This window comes from Haloactinopolyspora alba, from assembly GCF_003014555.1.
Taxonomy (GTDB): domain Bacteria; phylum Actinomycetota; class Actinomycetes; order Jiangellales; family Jiangellaceae; genus Haloactinopolyspora; species Haloactinopolyspora alba.
In genome coordinates this window covers 23,109-38,547 of the sequence record NZ_PYGE01000022.1, presented here as the reverse complement: position 1 = coordinate 38,547, position 15,439 = coordinate 23,109, and the positions used below count along the sequence as shown (strand labels likewise).

Below are 15,439 nucleotides of genomic sequence, written 5' to 3'. Positions count from 1 at the left end.
GCCGTAGGAGTGGTGACGCATGAATTCCATGGTGAACGTGGTCATTCCCGGGCCAGCAGGGTGAAGGCGTCCTCGGCGAGCGAGAAGAACGCCGAGTGGTCCTGCAACGCGGCGGCGTCCGTGGAGGCCGCCTGCATCACGTAGACGTACCGTTCGCCGTCGGAGCGTTCGCCGTACCAGCTGCCCGTGACCACGCCCGGCGCGCTCCCGCCCTTGTAGGCGACGTACGGCCAGCGGTTCTCGTCGATGGTGACCCCGCGGTTGTGGCCCAGGATGGTGCGCAGCATCCGGGTGTCCGGGTCGGAGCGGTCCCGCTCGTGCAGGCCGACCAGGGCGGCACAGATGTCGTGCGCGGAGCCCAGCCAGCTGACGCCGGACGGCCACGCGGGGTCGTCCACGTCTCCGGCGGCGACGTCCAGCGCGCCGGACGTCAGCGAGGCGAGCAGCCGGCGCCGTTCGGCCTCGTCCGCCTCGCTCCAGCGCGACCGGCGCTCGCCCGGGCCCCAGCCGACGGCGAACAGTTCGCGGGTGGTCAGGAACGGCTGGTTCAGCGCCGGGTCGGCGTGGCCGAGGTCGGCCATGGCCGCCTCGACGGCGTCGCGGCCCACCAGGTCGGCCAGCATGTCGGCCGCCGTGTTGTCGCTGATGGCGATCATGCCGGCCGCGGCCTTCGACACCGAGACCTGCGCCCCGTCCGGCCTGTCCTGCAACCGGCCCGACGGCAGGCTGCGCACCTCGTCGGTGACGGCCAGCTGATCACTCCAGCCGATGCCGCCGTTCTCGACCGCCGCGGCGACCGCGTCGAGGACGTACAGCTTGAAGATCGACGCCATCGGCTGCGGCTCGCGCGGCTCGATCTCGGTGACCGGCTCGCACCGCCCGTCGTCGGTGACCCGGGCCGCCAGCAGGTTGACGTCGGCGTCGAGCGCGGTGAGCTGCTCGTGCACCTCCGCCCACGAGTTCGCGGTCTCGTCGTCGCCGGAGTCGGGACGGATGAGCAGGGTGGCGATCGTGCCGTCCCCGCCGAGCGAGATGACCATCCGCCACGGCTCGCCGGAGCCGTCGTGCAACCGCACGACGGCGTCGCCACCGACGGCGTCGACGTCGACGGGCGACCACGGGCCGGCCGGGCGCAGCTCGTCGAACACGGTGTTCACCTCCGCCGGAGGCACCTCGTCGAGGAACCTCGTGCCGAAGCGCCGGCGCGCCTCCGCGGCCGTGGGCCCGGTTTCGAGGGCGAGCTGGTCGAGCACCCACCGGGCCTGCCGGCCGACCGCCGAGTGGGGCAGGCTCACCGGTGGCTGGACGGACCCGGTCGCGGTGGCCGCCGGCGGGGACGTCGACGCGCCTGCCGACCCGGTCGCGCCCGGGTCGGTGCCGGTCGCCCCCGTGCAGCTCGCGAAGGTGGCCGCTGCCATCATGACGGCGACGGTCGGCACGAAACGCCGACGAGCGAGGCCCACCCACCACCCCCGTGTCCCGGAGACGAACATCTGCGTCAACTCTACGGAGCGGCGCCGCCGCGTGATCACCGGCCACCCGCCGCGGTCTTCGCCCGCAGCGAACTCGGGCCTGTGCAGGCCCCTGGAGTGGAACATCGGGCACCTGACGTGGTGTTCTTGCGGCACGTAACGTACGACAGATCCGCCGGCGTCTCATTCCCCGGGCACGACGCCGAGAACGCGACGGCAGGCGGAGATAGCATCGAATGGTCAGATGTGGGGGCCCGGGTCTCTACAGCCGACCGCTCGGCAAGGAGCGCCAGAAGATGTTCGAGAGGTTCACCGACCGCGCGAGGCGCGTTGTCGTCCTGGCCCAAGAAGAGGCCCGGATGCTCAACCACAACTACATCGGTACCGAGCACATCCTCCTCGGGCTCATCCACGAGGGCGAGGGTGTGGCGGCGAAGGCGCTCGAAAGCCTCGGCATCTCGCTCGAGGCCGTGCGTCAACAGGTCGAGGAGATCATCGGCCAGGGCCAGCAGGCGCCGAGCGGGCACATCCCGTTCACGCCGCGGGCCAAGAAGGTCCTCGAGCTGAGCCTGCGTGAGGCGCTGCAGCTGGGGCACAACTACATCGGTACCGAGCACATCCTGCTCGGGCTCATCCGCGAGGGCGAGGGCGTGGCCGCCCAGGTGCTGGTCAAGCTCGGCGCCGACCTCAACCGAGTCCGTCAGCAGGTCATCCAGCTGCTGTCCGGGTACCAGGGAGGCAAGGAGGCCGCCACGGCGGGCGCGGGCGCGCAGGGCGAGGCTCCGTCCAGCTCGCTGGTGCTCGACCAGTTCGGCCGTAACCTCACCCAGGCCGCACGCGAGGGCAAGCTCGACCCGGTCATCGGGCGTGAGGACCAGATCGAGCGGGTCATGCAGGTGCTGTCCCGCCGCACCAAGAACAACCCCGTGCTCATCGGCGAGCCCGGCGTCGGCAAGACCGCAGTGGTCGAGGGGCTGGCGCAGGCGATCGTCAAGGGCGAGGTCCCCGAGACGCTGAAGGACCGGCACGTCTACACGCTCGACCTGGGCGCGCTGGTGGCCGGTTCGCGCTACCGCGGTGACTTCGAGGAACGCCTCAAGAAGGTGCTGAAGGAGATCCGCACCCGCGGCGACATCATCCTGTTCATCGACGAGATCCACACGTTGGTGGGGGCCGGTGCCGCCGAGGGAGCCATCGACGCCGCGTCGATCCTCAAGCCGATGCTGGCCCGCGGCGAGCTGCAGACCATCGGCGCCACCACACTCGACGAGTACCGCAAGTACGTCGAGAAGGACGCCGCCCTGGAGCGCCGCTTCCAGCCGATCCAGGTGTCCGAGCCGACGCTCGCGCACACCATCGAGATCCTGAAGGGGCTGCGGGACCGCTACGAGGCGCACCACCGGGTGTCCGTCACCGACGCGGCGCTCGTCGCGGCCGCGCAGATGGCCGATCGCTACATCTCCGACCGGTACCTGCCGGACAAGGCGATCGACCTGATCGACGAGGCCGGTGCCCGACTGCGGATCCGCCGCATGACGGCGCCACCGGACCTGCGAGAGTTCGACGACCGCATCGCCGAGGTCCGCAAGGACAAGGAGTCCGCGATCGACGCGCAGGACTTCGAGAAGGCCGCGTCGCTGCGCGACAAGGAGAAGCAGCTCATCGCCCAGAAGATGGAGCGGGAGAAGCAGTGGAAGGCCGGCGACCTCGACGTCGTCGCCGAGGTCGACGAGGAGCTGATCGCCGAGGTCCTGGCGTTCTCGACCGGCATCCCCGTGTTCAAGCTGTCCGAGGAGGAGACCTCCCGGCTGCTGCACATGGAGGAGGAGCTGCACAAGCGGATCATCGGCCAGGAAGACGCCATCCAGGGTCTGTCCAAGTCGATCCGCCGTACTCGCGCCGGGCTGAAGGACCCGAAGCGTCCCGGTGGCTCGTTCATCTTCGCCGGTCCGTCCGGTGTCGGTAAGACCGAGCTGTCCAAGACGCTGGCGGAGTTCCTCTTCGGTGACGAGGAGGCGCTGATCCAGCTGGACATGAGCGAGTTCTCGGAGAAGCACACCGTCTCGCGGCTGTTCGGTTCACCTCCGGGCTACGTCGGCTACGAGGAGGGCGGCCAGCTCACCGAGAAGGTGCGCCGGCGTCCGTTCTCCGTGGTGCTGTTCGACGAGGTCGAGAAGGCCCACCCGGACATCTTCAACTCGCTGTTGCAGGTGCTCGAGGACGGCCGGCTCACCGACGCCCAGGGGCGTGTGGTCGACTTCAAGAACACCGTGATCATCATGACCACGAACCTGGGGACGCGCGACATCGCCAAGGGCGTCAACCTCGGGTTCTCGGCCGCCGACGACGACTCCGCGAGCTACGAGCGGATGAAGTCGAAGGTCACCGAGGAGCTCAAGCAGCACTTCCGGCCGGAGTTCCTCAACCGTGTCGACGACATCGTGGTGTTCCACCAGCTGACCGAGGAAGAGGTGCTGCGCATCGTCGACCTGCGGACACTCGAGCTGGACGAGCGGCTGCGTGACAAGGACATGGGTCTCGAGCTGACCCAGGCCGCCAAGGAGCTGCTCGCCAAGCACGGGTTCGACCCGGTCATGGGCGCGCGGCCGCTGCGGCGGACCATCCAGCGCGAGGTCGAGGACACGATGTCGGAGAAGATTCTCTTCGGCGAGCTCAAGGCCGGCGAGATCGTCGTGGTCGACGTCGAGGGTGAGGGAGCGGAAGCCCGCTTCACCTTCACCGGTAACCCGAAGTCCGAGCTGCCGGACGTCGCTCCGGTCGGAGCGGGCGCCGCGGGCGGCACGGCCTCGTCGGGCGAGAGCGAGTCCGGCTCGTAACACCGGTTCCGAACCGACGACGGCCCCGTCATCCACCTGCGGATGACGGGGCCGTCGTCGTGTGGTGCGTCGGGTCAGCTCCCCGGGGTGGCGGTGGCGCCGCTGCCGCCGAGGTCGATGTCGCACTCGTCCTTCGCGTGCGTCGAGATGTTGTCGGAGTTCGTCTGGAGGTCACCGAGACCCTGCAGCTTCTCCTTGACCTTCGGGTCCTGCATGGCCTCCGGGTCCGACATGTCGATCTCGGACAGTGTCTCGAGCCCGCCCACGAGGGCCTCCCAGTCGGCCTTGACCTCCTCGGGAGCGACATCGGCGATGCCCTGGAACGAGTCGACCATGCCCGAGAGCTGGTCGGGGTTGGTCATGGCGCTGCCGGCGTTGGCGAACTCCTCGTTGACGCTCTTGAGCTCGTCGCAGTAGCCGCCGCCATCGCTGCCGGCGGTGGTCTCGCCGCCGCCCTCGCTGTCACCGCAGGCGGTGAGCGAGATCGCCAGGGCGCTGGCTCCGAGCAGCGAGAAGGCGGTCTGGGTGATTCGGGTCATTTCTTGATCTCCTGAAAATGGTTATTCGGTCAAGCCTGGGAGACCATACACGATGGATTCGGCCTGCATATGTCCGTTTCGGACCGTGGGAACGGACGGCGTCAGTTCTGCGTGCCCGCGCTGAGATCGAGGTCGCACTCCTCCTGCGCGTGCGTCTCGATGTCCTGCGTCTGGGTCATGTCGGCCTGCAGCCCTTGGAGCTGGTCGGCGACCTGCGGGTCGCTCATCGCCTCCGGGTCGGTCGGGTCGACCTCGAGCCCGGCCAGCGTCGTGAACGCGTCGGCGAAGGCGTGCCAGTCCTGTTTCACCTCTTCCGGCGCGGAGTCCGCGATGCGCTGGAACGTGTCCGCCGCGTCCGCGATCGCCGCCTGATCGGCCATGGCACCGCCGGCGGAGAACTGCGCGTTCGCCCCCTCGAGCTGGTCACAGTATTGCGACCCGCTGCCGTTGCCACAGGCGGTCAGCGCGAAAGTGATCGCGCTCACTGTGAGCACCGAGGCGGCGGTTGTGACACGGTTCATTTCTGAGCTCCTGAGCTGAAGTGTTGGGCAAACCGGAGCGACGGTATCCGACGCGGCTTACAGCTGTCCGCCGTTTCGGATCAACTGACCGGTGTGCCCAGGTATGTCCGTCACCGCGGCGTGCGTGCCCGTCCGACCCTCTACAGTGGGTGGCGTGAGCGACCGCGAGATCGAATGCTGGCTGACCGACATGGACGGCGTGCTGGTCCACGAACAGCAGGCCATTCCCGGCGCCGCCGAGTTCCTGCAGCGGCTGGTCGACCGGGAGCGACGATTCCTCGTCCTGACGAACAACTCGATCTACACTCCACGCGACCTGCAGGCGCGGCTGGCGCACTCGTCCGGCATCGAGCTGCCGGAAAGCGCCATCTGGACGTCGGCGCTGGCGACTGCGCAGTTCCTGAACGACCAGAACCCCGAGGGCAGCGCGTACGTCATCGGTGAGGCGGGACTGACCACGGCCCTGCACGAGGTCGGCTACGTGCTGACCGACAGCAACCCCGACTACGTCGTGCTCGGCGAGACACGCACCTATTCGTTCGAGGCGATCACGAAGGCGATCCGGCTGATCGGGCGGGGTGCGCGGTTCATCGCGACGAACCCGGACGCCACCGGGCCGTCCGCCGAGGGGCCGCTGCCGGCGACGGGCGCGGTGGCCTCACTGATCACCCGCGCCACCCGCCGCGACCCCTACTACGTCGGCAAGCCGAACCCGATGATGTTCCGCAGCGCGCTGAACCGCATCGAGGCGCACTCCGAGACGACCGCCATGGTGGGCGACCGGATGGACACCGACATCGTCGCCGGGATCGAGGCGGGGCTGTCGACGTGGCTGGTGCTCAGCGGCTCGACCAAGCGCGAAGAGATCGCCGGGTACCCGTTCCAGCCCAACCACGTGGTGGGCTCGGTCGCCGATCTCGTCGACCTGATCTGACTGAAGGACGGCCCGCACGTTCGATGGGGGTGTGGTTGCTGGGGTTCTGGCACCAGTAACCACACCCCCATCACCGCCGGAGCGCCGTCTACCCGGTGATCCGGCACATCACATCGTGGCGTCGGCCCGGACGTCAGCGAGAGGTGAGGGTCCAGCCCTTGGCGTCGAACCGTTCCGGGTGCTGCTCGCCGTGGAAGGTGGGCAGCCCGCGGGTGTGCACGCGTACCCCGTCGACGACGACACCACGGCCCGTGTACAGCGGATCGGTGCCGTAACGCCAGCGCAGCGTCGCCGACCCGGTCACGTCGGGCAGGTCGGCGCGGGCGCGCCACCAACGCCGGTCGTGGTAGCCGCTGACGACGCCGTCGCCGGCCGTGATCGACGAGCCGCCACGCCGGGCGGTGAACGGTACGGGATCCCACGTCGCGCCGCCGTCGGTGGAGATCTCCAACCGGAACGGGTCGGTGCTCTCGGTGTCGGCGAACAGGTCGAACGTGAGCGTGGAGTCGTCGCGCAGCTGCACCGGCAGATCCAGCGTGGACGTCGTCGAACCCGTGTCGTGCGCGGCCCACGCCGTCGAGCCCGACGCCGGAGGCACGGCCATCGAGTAGGCGAGGTGGTGCGCGACGGCGCGCCGCGCCGGGTTCACCGAGCCCCAGTTCCGCGACGGATGCACCCGGTTGGTCAGCAGGATGACGAACGAGCGCGACTGCGGATCGATGACCATGCTCGTACCGGTGTAACCGGTGTGACCTGCCGTGGAAGGCGCCGTCAGAGCGTCCATGTACCAGCGCTGGTCCAGTTCGAAGCCGAGGCCGTGCGCGTCGCCGGGGAACTCGGTGTTCTCGTTGGTCAGCATCGTCTCGACGGTGGCCTTCTCGAGGATGCGGGCGCCGTCGTAGACACCGCCGTTCAGGATCGCCTGCGCCAGCCGCGCCAGGTCGCGGGCGGTTCCGAAGACGCCGGCGTGGCCGGCCACGCCGCCCAGCGACCACGCGTTCTCGTCGTGGACCTCCCCGTGCACCATGCCGCGGTCAGGGCTCGCCTGGTACTCGGTCGCGGCGATACGAGACAGCTCGTCCGGTGACGGGTTGTACCCGGTGTCGACCATGCCCAGGGGCTCGGTGATGCCGTCGCGGACGAGCTCGTCCAGGCCCCGCCCGGTGACCTCCTCGGCGACCAGCCCGGCGGTGATCATGTTCAGGTCCGAGTAGTCGTAGGCGGTGCCCGGCTCGGTCCGCGGGGTCGTGTTCATGACGGCGTCGATGCGTTCCTGGACAGTCGCCCAGTTACTCCACAACGGGATCCACGGGACCAGCCCGCTGGTGTGCGTCAGCAGCTGGCGGACGGTGATGTCCTGCTTGCCGTTCGCGGCGAACGCGGGCAGGTAGTCGGCGACCGGCGCGTCCAGCTCGATCCGGCCCGCCTCGACCTGCTGCAGCACCACGATGGTGGTGAACAGCTTGGACACCGAAGCGAGGTCGTAGATCGTGTCGGTGCTGGCACGGATCCGTTCGTCCGCGGGCAGCGGCGTGCCCTCGCCGTCGGCGTAACGCAAGGACCACCCCGCGGCGTCCTCTGCCACGACCGCACCTGCGTGCGCGGCCAGCACGACGGAACTGGCGTACAGCGGATGCTCCTCGCCGGGCGCGGGCCGGGTGAACGAGGCGGCGTCGGTCGTCAGCGCGTCGATGCGGTCCGGGTCGAGCCCGACGTCTCCCGGCGCGGCGTCGTGCAGGACGGTGCCCGGCGCCATGAATCCGTCGGCGGGGCGGTCGAACCGGGCGGCCGGATGCTCGCCGGCGGTGGCGGTCAGCAGCGTGCCGGACAGGGCGGTGGCGCACACGGCGACGGCGGCGGTGCGTGCGGCCCGGGCGCTCATCGACGGCCCCGGTAGATCAGGTACTGCTGGCGCAGCCGGTCGAAGTCCGCCAGCTCGTCCTGCCAGGACGCGACGATCTCGTCGGCCGAGGCGCCGGCGTCGACCATCACCCGTAGCCGGTCGGAGCCGTGCAGCAGGTGGATGAAGCCGTCGCTGGTGCCGCCTCCGCGCCAGGCGAACTCGTCCGGGTAGCGCCGCTTCAGCGTGGTGATCATCGTCACGCCGGTGCGGATCGCGTCGAACACCGCCGGATTGGTGACGTGCACCTGGACGCCGCCGCAGGTCTCACCGGTGAACTTGCTGAACGTCGGCACGTAGTACGCCTCGCGGAAGTCGACCCCGGGCAGCTCGGCGGCGTTCAGATCGTCGGCCCAGTGGTAGGTGCCGTAGGGAGCGCCGATCAGTTCGAACGGACGCGTCGTCCCGCGACCCTCGGAGGCGGCCGTGCCCTCGAACAGACAGGTGCCGACGTAGGCCAGCGCGGTGTCCGGGGTCGGCATGTTCGGGCTCGGCGGCGGCCAGGGGAGCCCGGTCGCCGCGTACACCTCGCTGGGGCGCCACCCCTTCACCGGCACCACCTCGAGGTCCTCGACCATGGCGCCGGCGTCCTCGGGCAGGAACTCGGCGTTGAACAGCCGGGCGAGCTCGCCGACGGTCATGCCGTGCTGCTGCACGATGTAGCGCTGCCCGATGCCGGACTCGTACCCGGGCTTGAGCATCGGCCCGAACGCGGTGCCGCCGATCGGGTTCGGCCGGTCCAGCACGACGAACTTCAGCCCCATCCGCGCCGCTGCGCGCATCGCCGACCACATGGTCCAGATGTAGGTGTAGAACCGTGCGCCGACGTCCTGGATGTCGAAGACGACGAGCTCGACCCCGGCGTCGCCGAACATCCGCATGAAGCCGGCTTCCTGTGCTCCGTACGCGTCGTAGACGGTGACGCCGGTCCGCGGGTCGGTGAAGGTCCCTTCGGAGTCTCCGGCCTGCGCGGAGCCGCGGAACCCGTGCTCGGGCCCGAACACGGCCACGAGGTCGATGTCACCCGCGGCCACCATGCTGTCGACGATGTGCGACGCGTCGTCGAGGATGCCCGTCGGGTTGGAGATGACGCCGACGCGGTGCCCGCGCAGCGTCGCCCAGCCGTCGTCGGCCAGGCGCTGTGCTCCGGTGCGCACCCGGCGGCCGGCGGCGGCCCGGGCGGGCTGGGCGTCGTCGGTGCCGGTCGCGGCGGACGCCGCGGTCGTGGCTGTGGCGGTGGCCGCGGCGACGCCGAGACCCGTTGTGGTGAGGAACTGACGGCGGTCCATGTGAGTCTCCCGGCGCGGTGGCAGATCAGGACTGGGTGGCGACCGGCCAGGTCAGGCCGGTGCCGATCGGGTACAGCGGTGAGCCGTCGGCGGCCGGCACGTCCACCGGCAGGTGACCGGCGGGAGCGGTCTCGCCGGTGATCACCTTCGCGACGCTCTCCATCGAGACGGTCGTGGTCGAGTAGGCGGCAAGGAACGCCGCCTGCTCCGGCAGGTAGGCGACGTCGTACGCGTCCCGGGCGGCAACGGCGGCGACCGGGTTGCCGGTGCCGGTGACCTCGGCGACGAGCCGGCGCTGCCGTCCCTGCGGGTCGGTGCGTTCGGTGTCCCACGCCCGGGACGTGACCACGACGGTGAGGTCGTGCCCGGCAGCGGCGCCGACCGTGTCGGCGATCTCGGTGTCGCTCGGCCGCGTCCCGGTGACCAGCAGGTCGACCCGCATGCCGCGGCGTCTTAGCGAGTCGGCGAGGGCATGCCCCGCCGACCAGCTGGCGGACGCGAGCTGGACCGATCCGCCGGAGGCGCCGACCGGCAGTACGGGCGCGCCGTCCGGCCCGTCGTTGCGCAGCGCCGTGATGGTCGGGTCGGTGATGCGCTGCGCTGCCGCCACGTGGGCGCGGTTCCCGACCCGCCGACTGACCGCGGGGATCTCGACCTGCGCGTCGGCGACGATGCCGCGGCGCCACTTCAGCTCGAGGAGCCGGGTGACGCTGCGGTCGAGGCGGGCCTCGTCGATCTCGCCGCTGCGCACCGCGTCGAGGACGGAACCGACCATGGTGTCCATGTGCCCGTCCTCGGGCACCAGCAGCTGATCGACGCCGGCTTTCAGGGCCAGGACACCGGCCTGGTCGGAGCCCCAGTTCTCGACGATGGCGTCCATGTTCAGAGCGTCGGTGACGATCACGCCGTCGTAGCCCATCTCCTCACGCAGCAGCCCGGTGATGATGGGCCGGGACAGCGTGGCCGGGTCTTCCGACGGGTCCAGGCTGGGGACGACGATGTGCGCGGTCATGATGACGTCCACGTCCGCGGCGATCGCGGCCTGGAACGGCGGCCGGTCGAGCTTCTCCCACTGCGCGCGGGTGTGGTCGATGCGCGGCAGATCGACGTGGCTGTCCTCGGTCGTGTCGCCGTGCCCCGGGAAGTGTTTGGCGGCCGACGCGACGCCGCTGCCACGCTGGTAGCCGGTGACCTGGGCGTGGACGTACCGCGCGGCCATGCCGGGATCGGAGCTGAAGCTGCGCACGCCGATGACGGGGTTCTCCGGGTTGACGTTCACGTCGGCGACCGGAGCGAAGTTCTGCGAGATGCCGACCGCCCGGAGTTCGCGCGCGGTGATCATGGCGGCGCGCCGGGCGTCGCGGGTGCTGCCGCCGGCGGCCAGCGCCTGGGCGCCGGGGAACTCGGTGGCCGGGGCCGGCATCCGAGCGACGATGCCGGTCTCCTGGTCGGCCGCGATCAGCAGCGGGGGAGCGCCGGCGTCGGCGGCGGTGGTCTGCAGCCCGTTCGACAGCTTCGCGACCTGCGTGGGGTCGTCGACGTTGCCCGACCAGGAGAAGTAGATGACGCCGCCGAGCCGGTACTTCTCGACCACCTCGGCGGGGGTGGCGACGCCGTACGCAGCCCGGTTCTTCGCGGCGTGCTCGGCGGACACGTCGGTGGGGTGGCCGCCGTACACGTGCGTGACGAACAGCTGCCCGACCTTCTGTTCGAGAGTCATCCGCTCGAGCACGGACCGGACGTAGGCGTCCTTGCCGCCCGGGACCGCGGGCGACCGGCGGGTGGCGGCCGCCGGAGCGGCGATCGGGACGGCGGCGCATGCGGCCGTCAGGGAAGCCGTGAGCACACGGCGACGGGACATCGAGCCGGACCAGTGCAGCATGTGGAGCCTCCCGATGGGGGCGGTTGCCGTTTTCACGTAACCAGCGTGCTGCGGAACGTAGCGAAATGATTACCCACGGTCAAGAGTGGTCAAGGCCGGACATCACAGACATCAGGCGCGAGGGAGTCGATAGTGCTGACCGTCGAGCGGTTCCACCAGCCCGTCGGCCACCAGTCCGTCGAGAGCCCGTTCTCGCTGCATCGCGTGCGACCACACCGCGTCCAGCTGGTCCTTCGGCACCGGTCCGTGCGCCTCGCGAAGCACCGCCATGAGCCGCCCACGGGCCTGGCGGTCCGTCCCCGTCCAGGGCTGGCCGCGGCGCGGAGGGCCGTCGTCGTCCGGATGTCCGGCCCGGCGCCACGCACAGGACGATGCGATCGGGCACTGCGTGCAACGCGGTGAGCGTGCGGTGCACACGACCGCGCCGAGCTCCATCACCGCGACCGACCAGGCCGGTGCCTCGGCCTCGTCGGGCAGCAGGTCGTCGGCGAGTCGCCGTTCCGCGGCCGTCGGAGCCGTGGGCGGATACCGCGTGCCGGTGACCGTGCGCGCCAGTACCCGCCGGACGTTCGTGTCGAGCACGGAGCGACGGGCGCCGAACGCGAACACCGACACCGCCGCCGCCGTGTACTCGCCGACTCCGGGCAGGGCGATCAGATCGTCGTACTCCGCGGGCACCGCGCCGCCGTGCCGCTCGGTGATGACCCGGGCGGCACCGTGCAGGCGTAGCGCCCGTCGCGGGTAACCCAGCCGGCCCCACGCCCGGATCGCCTCGCCGGACTCGGTGGCGGCGAGATCGGCGGGTCGTGGCCAGCGCGCCATCCACTCCCGCCACACCGGCTCGACCCGGGTGACCGGCGTCTGCTGCAGCATCACCTCGCTGACCAGGACTCCCCATGGCGTCCGGTCGTGCGCGCGCCACGGCAGGTCGCGAGCGTGGGCGGCATACCAGGACAGAACGGCGTCGTGCACGCGTCGATCCTCACACATGGCCGCGCGGCGGTTCTCGTGCCGGCCGGGTGGAGTCATCGTGAACACGATGCGCAACGCTGGTGGTCGACGCGGCGAATTCCACTCGAAGCGGAAGTTCGAACGAGCGAGAAAAGATGATTGACCGGTACGTCGGTAACACAAGATACGGATGGTGCGAATCGGACTATATTCGCTATAGACACGATTGTGACCTGCGACGACGCACCCGTGGCGGGGGTGGTCTGAAATCGTTGACATGTAGTTCTGTGTCTGGTTAGCGTCAGCGTCGGAGTGCTCGTCGAGCATCCCATCCGTCAGGTCGAAACGAATTGGCTGCGGATGATTTTTCCGGTTTCCAGGGAGAGGGAATGACTATGAGCATGACTGGCGGCGGACGTTCGCGTCGAGCTGCGGTCAGGGCGGTAGCCGGTGCTGCGGGCAGCGCGCTCGCTGTCGGCGGCGTCGGTGTGGGGCTGCAGGCCCACGCCGCCGAGTCGGACGACGCCACCGCCGGGTCGGACGACTTCCGGATCGTCGCTGACGGTTACTACGCCACGGCCGAGGTCACGACCGGCGGCGACGTGCCGCTGCCGGTGCCGGACGTCGACGCCAACGTGACCGTCGGTCAGATCGAGTCGGAGGCCAACTCCGCCGGCATCGAGGGCGAGGACGAGGGCGTGTACACCCGCGCGTTCGGCACGATCGCCAACGTGGGCGGCATGGGCACCGACTTCGACGTGCCGTACCTGGTCGAGCAGGTCGCCCTGCCCGAGAAGGACGACACCGCGACCTACGGCGTCCACGACCTCCAGATCCCGGTCGTCGGCGGCCTGGACGCCATCTCCGGCGAGGTCAAGGCCAACTGGAACAACGACCTCGTCACCGAGGGCTCGGAGGGCGGCGTGCTGACGTCGCTGTACTCCGGCGTCGGTCAGCTCGATCTGCTCGACCCGTCGCAGCTGGGCCCGGTGACCCACCTGCTGCCGAACGCGCTCCCGCTCGGCGAGCCCGCCGTCTCCGTCGGCGCCGGCCAGCTCGAGCAGGAGACCGGGACGTTCGCCAAGGACGACGGGACGCTCGGCGGCTACGCCGAGGTCCGGGGCCGCTTCGGCGACGTGAGCATTCTCGGTGGCGCGGCCAACGGCGGGATCTCCGTCGGCTTCGCCGGCTCCGACGACGGCGACACCCCGAACGCGTGGGGTCGTCTCGAGGCGACCGGTGAGCCGGGCGGCGCCAGCTTCGACTACGAGCTGCCGGCGCTGGAGCTGCAGGTCGGCGACAAGGAGGTCGTCGACGTCGAGCCGGGCTTCGACCAGACCTTCGAGGTGAACGGCGTCTCGGTGAACCTCAACTTCGCCGACTACCGCGACCAGGACACCGTGCTGGCCGAGGACGGAACGGTCGCCTCGGCTTCCGGCGGCGGACTGTCGCTGCGGGTCACGCTGAGTGCCCCGGTGCCGGTCGTCGGCGACGTCGAGATCGGCAGCGCCGAGATCGGGCTGCTGAGCTTCCCGGAGCTGTCGGTCGAGGTGCCGCAGGGCGGCATCGCCGAGGAGGCCGTGCTGTACAACTGAGGTGACCGTCACGCCCTGAGCTAGTCAGTGGCAGTCGGGAACACTCGGAAACAGCCGTTGGGGCCCGCACCGTCCAGGTGCGGGCCCCGCGTGCGTGGAAAATGACCACGTTCACCATGGAATTCCCTGCGTCGCGTCACCACCCTTGCAGGCCTGGTGACGCGTGCACTCGCCTGGTGATGTGTGCCTCGCCTGGTGCCGGGGACGGCGCGGTTGCCGCGCCGGCCCGCGTGTCCGACGGAGGCGGTTCCGGGACGCAGCGGGTGCGGACGACCTCAGACGTAGCGTTCGAGGATGCTGGATTCCGCCAGCCGGGAGAGGCCCTCGCGGACACTGCGGGCGCGGTTCTCGCCGACACCGTCGACCGCCTGCAGGTCGTCCACGCTGGCGGCGAGTAGCTTCTGCAACCCGCCGAAATGATCGACCAGACGCTCGATGACGCTGTCGGGCAACCGCGGCACGCGAGCGAGCAGCCGGTAACCACGCGGGCTCGCCGCCGCGTCGAGCTGTTCGCCGCCACCGGGGAACCCCAGCGCGCGGGCGACGGCGCCGAGATCGAGGAGTTCGGTGCCCGACAACCCGTCGAGCGCCGCGATCGCGTCGGCGAGCGACCGTCGCCGGCGGCCCGAGGCCGTCGGCAGATAGTCGCGGATGACCAGCTCACGGTCGACGTCGACGCCGGCGACGAGCTCGTCGAGCTGGAGGCTGAGCAGCCGGCCGTCGGTGCCGAGCTCGACGACGTAGCCGTCGATCTCGACGGAGATGCGGCGTACCATCTCGAGGCGCTGCGCGACGGCGACGACGTCGCGGACGGTCACGAGGTCTTCGATCTCGAGCGCCGACAACGTGCCGGAGACCTCGTCCAGGCGGAGCTTGTAGCGCTCGAGCGTGGCCAGCGCCTGATTGGCGCGGGAGAGGATCTGCCCGGCGTCCTCGAGGACGTAGCGGATGTCGTCCACGTAGATGGCGACGATGCGCATCGACTGACTGACCGAGATGACTGGGAAGCCGGTCTGTTTGGCGACGCGCTCGGCGGTGCGGTGACGGGTGCCGGACTCGGTGGTCGGGATCGACGGGTCCGGCACCAGCTGTGTCGCGGCGGCGAGGATCTTCGTGCAGGCACGGTCGACGACGATGGCGCCGTCCATCTTGGCGAGTTCGCGCAATCTGGTGGCGCTGAACTCGACGTCGAGTGTGAACCCGCCCGTGGTCATCGCCTCGATGGCCTTGTCGTGGCCGAGCACCACGAGTGCGCCGGTGCGGCCCCTGAGCACGCGTTCGAGTCCTTCGCGCAGGGCGGTGCCCGGCGCCACCGCTTTCAGAGCCTGGCGCAGTTTCGCGTCGGCGCCGACTCGATCGTTGCCCTGCACGTAACCCCTGTCGTGACCTGACGGTTGAACGTCGTGTTTGAAGTGTACGGCTCGCCGGTGTCGTTTCGGCAGACGACATTCGGCGTCGGAACGAACAGTCTATGACGTTTCGTATCGCCACGGGACGGCGGACGGGCGCTCCGGCGCGG

General features: G+C 70.1%; 11 protein-coding genes. 3 read left to right on the top strand and 8 right to left on the bottom strand.

Going from position 1 to position 15,439, the window contains the following annotated elements:
* Positions 1–41: 41 nt before the first annotated feature.
* The gene (locus CLV30_RS21880; protein ID WP_129710961.1) at positions 42–1,421 is read right to left on the bottom strand and encodes a serine hydrolase; all 1,380 of its coding nucleotides are present in this window, start codon (positions 1,419–1,421) and stop codon (positions 42–44) included.
* Positions 1,422–1,768: 347 nt separating this feature from the next.
* Between CLV30_RS21880 and CLV30_RS21875 the strand changes: the two genes are divergently transcribed.
* Positions 1,769–4,309 carry an ATP-dependent Clp protease ATP-binding subunit gene (locus CLV30_RS21875; RefSeq protein ID WP_106539367.1) on the top strand — a complete coding sequence of 847 codons (2,541 nt, stop codon included), beginning with the start codon at positions 1,769–1,771 and terminating at the stop codon, positions 4,307–4,309.
* Positions 4,310–4,383: 74 nt separating this feature from the next.
* Here CLV30_RS21875 and CLV30_RS21870 read toward each other — a convergent pair whose 3' ends face one another.
* On the bottom strand, positions 4,384–4,848 hold the full coding sequence (locus tag CLV30_RS21870) for a hypothetical protein (RefSeq protein WP_106539366.1): 465 nt from the start codon (positions 4,846–4,848) through the stop codon (positions 4,384–4,386).
* Between the two features lie 101 nt (positions 4,849–4,949).
* Complete coding sequence (locus CLV30_RS21865; protein ID WP_106539365.1) at positions 4,950–5,369, bottom strand: hypothetical protein; 420 nt, start codon at positions 5,367–5,369, stop codon at positions 4,950–4,952.
* Between the two features lie 190 nt (positions 5,370–5,559).
* Between CLV30_RS21865 and CLV30_RS21860 the strand changes: the two genes are divergently transcribed.
* Positions 5,560–6,303 carry an HAD-IIA family hydrolase gene (locus CLV30_RS21860; RefSeq protein WP_420841985.1) on the top strand — a complete coding sequence of 248 codons (744 nt, stop codon included), beginning with the start codon at positions 5,560–5,562 and terminating at the stop codon, positions 6,301–6,303.
* Between the two features lie 133 nt (positions 6,304–6,436).
* On the opposite strand, the gene CLV30_RS21855 is transcribed toward CLV30_RS21860, so the two are convergent.
* From CLV30_RS21855 to CLV30_RS21840, 4 genes are all read right to left on the bottom strand, one after another.
* The gene (locus CLV30_RS21855) at positions 6,437–8,185 is read right to left on the bottom strand and encodes a serine hydrolase domain-containing protein (protein ID WP_106539363.1); all 1,749 of its coding nucleotides are present in this window, start codon (positions 8,183–8,185) and stop codon (positions 6,437–6,439) included.
* Entirely contained in the window at positions 8,182–9,492 is a 1,311-nt protein-coding gene (locus tag CLV30_RS21850) for an exo-beta-N-acetylmuramidase NamZ family protein (RefSeq protein WP_106539362.1), read from the bottom strand. Before CLV30_RS21850 ends, CLV30_RS21855 begins: the two co-directional genes overlap by 4 nt.
* Positions 9,493–9,517: 25 nt before the next feature.
* On the bottom strand, positions 9,518–11,374 hold the full coding sequence (locus CLV30_RS21845) for a glycoside hydrolase family 3 protein (RefSeq protein ID WP_106539361.1): 1,857 nt from the start codon (positions 11,372–11,374) through the stop codon (positions 9,518–9,520).
* Between the two features lie 111 nt (positions 11,375–11,485).
* Positions 11,486–12,364, bottom strand: a complete 879-nt coding sequence (locus tag CLV30_RS21840) for an A/G-specific adenine glycosylase (protein ID WP_211300103.1) — start codon at positions 12,362–12,364, stop codon at positions 11,486–11,488.
* Positions 12,365–12,720: 356 nt separating this feature from the next.
* On the opposite strand from CLV30_RS21840, the gene CLV30_RS21835 reads away from it, so the two are divergent.
* Positions 12,721–13,920: a hypothetical protein gene (locus CLV30_RS21835; protein WP_129710962.1), complete on the top strand. Its 1,200-nt coding sequence runs from the start codon at positions 12,721–12,723 to the stop codon at positions 13,918–13,920.
* 275 nt (positions 13,921–14,195) lie between these two features.
* Here CLV30_RS21835 and disA read toward each other — a convergent pair whose 3' ends face one another.
* Positions 14,196–15,290 (bottom strand): DNA integrity scanning diadenylate cyclase DisA, encoded by a 1,095-nt coding sequence (gene disA, locus CLV30_RS21830; RefSeq protein ID WP_106539359.1) that lies wholly within the window; start codon positions 15,288–15,290, stop codon positions 14,196–14,198.
* Positions 15,291–15,439: the final 149 nt, after the last annotated feature.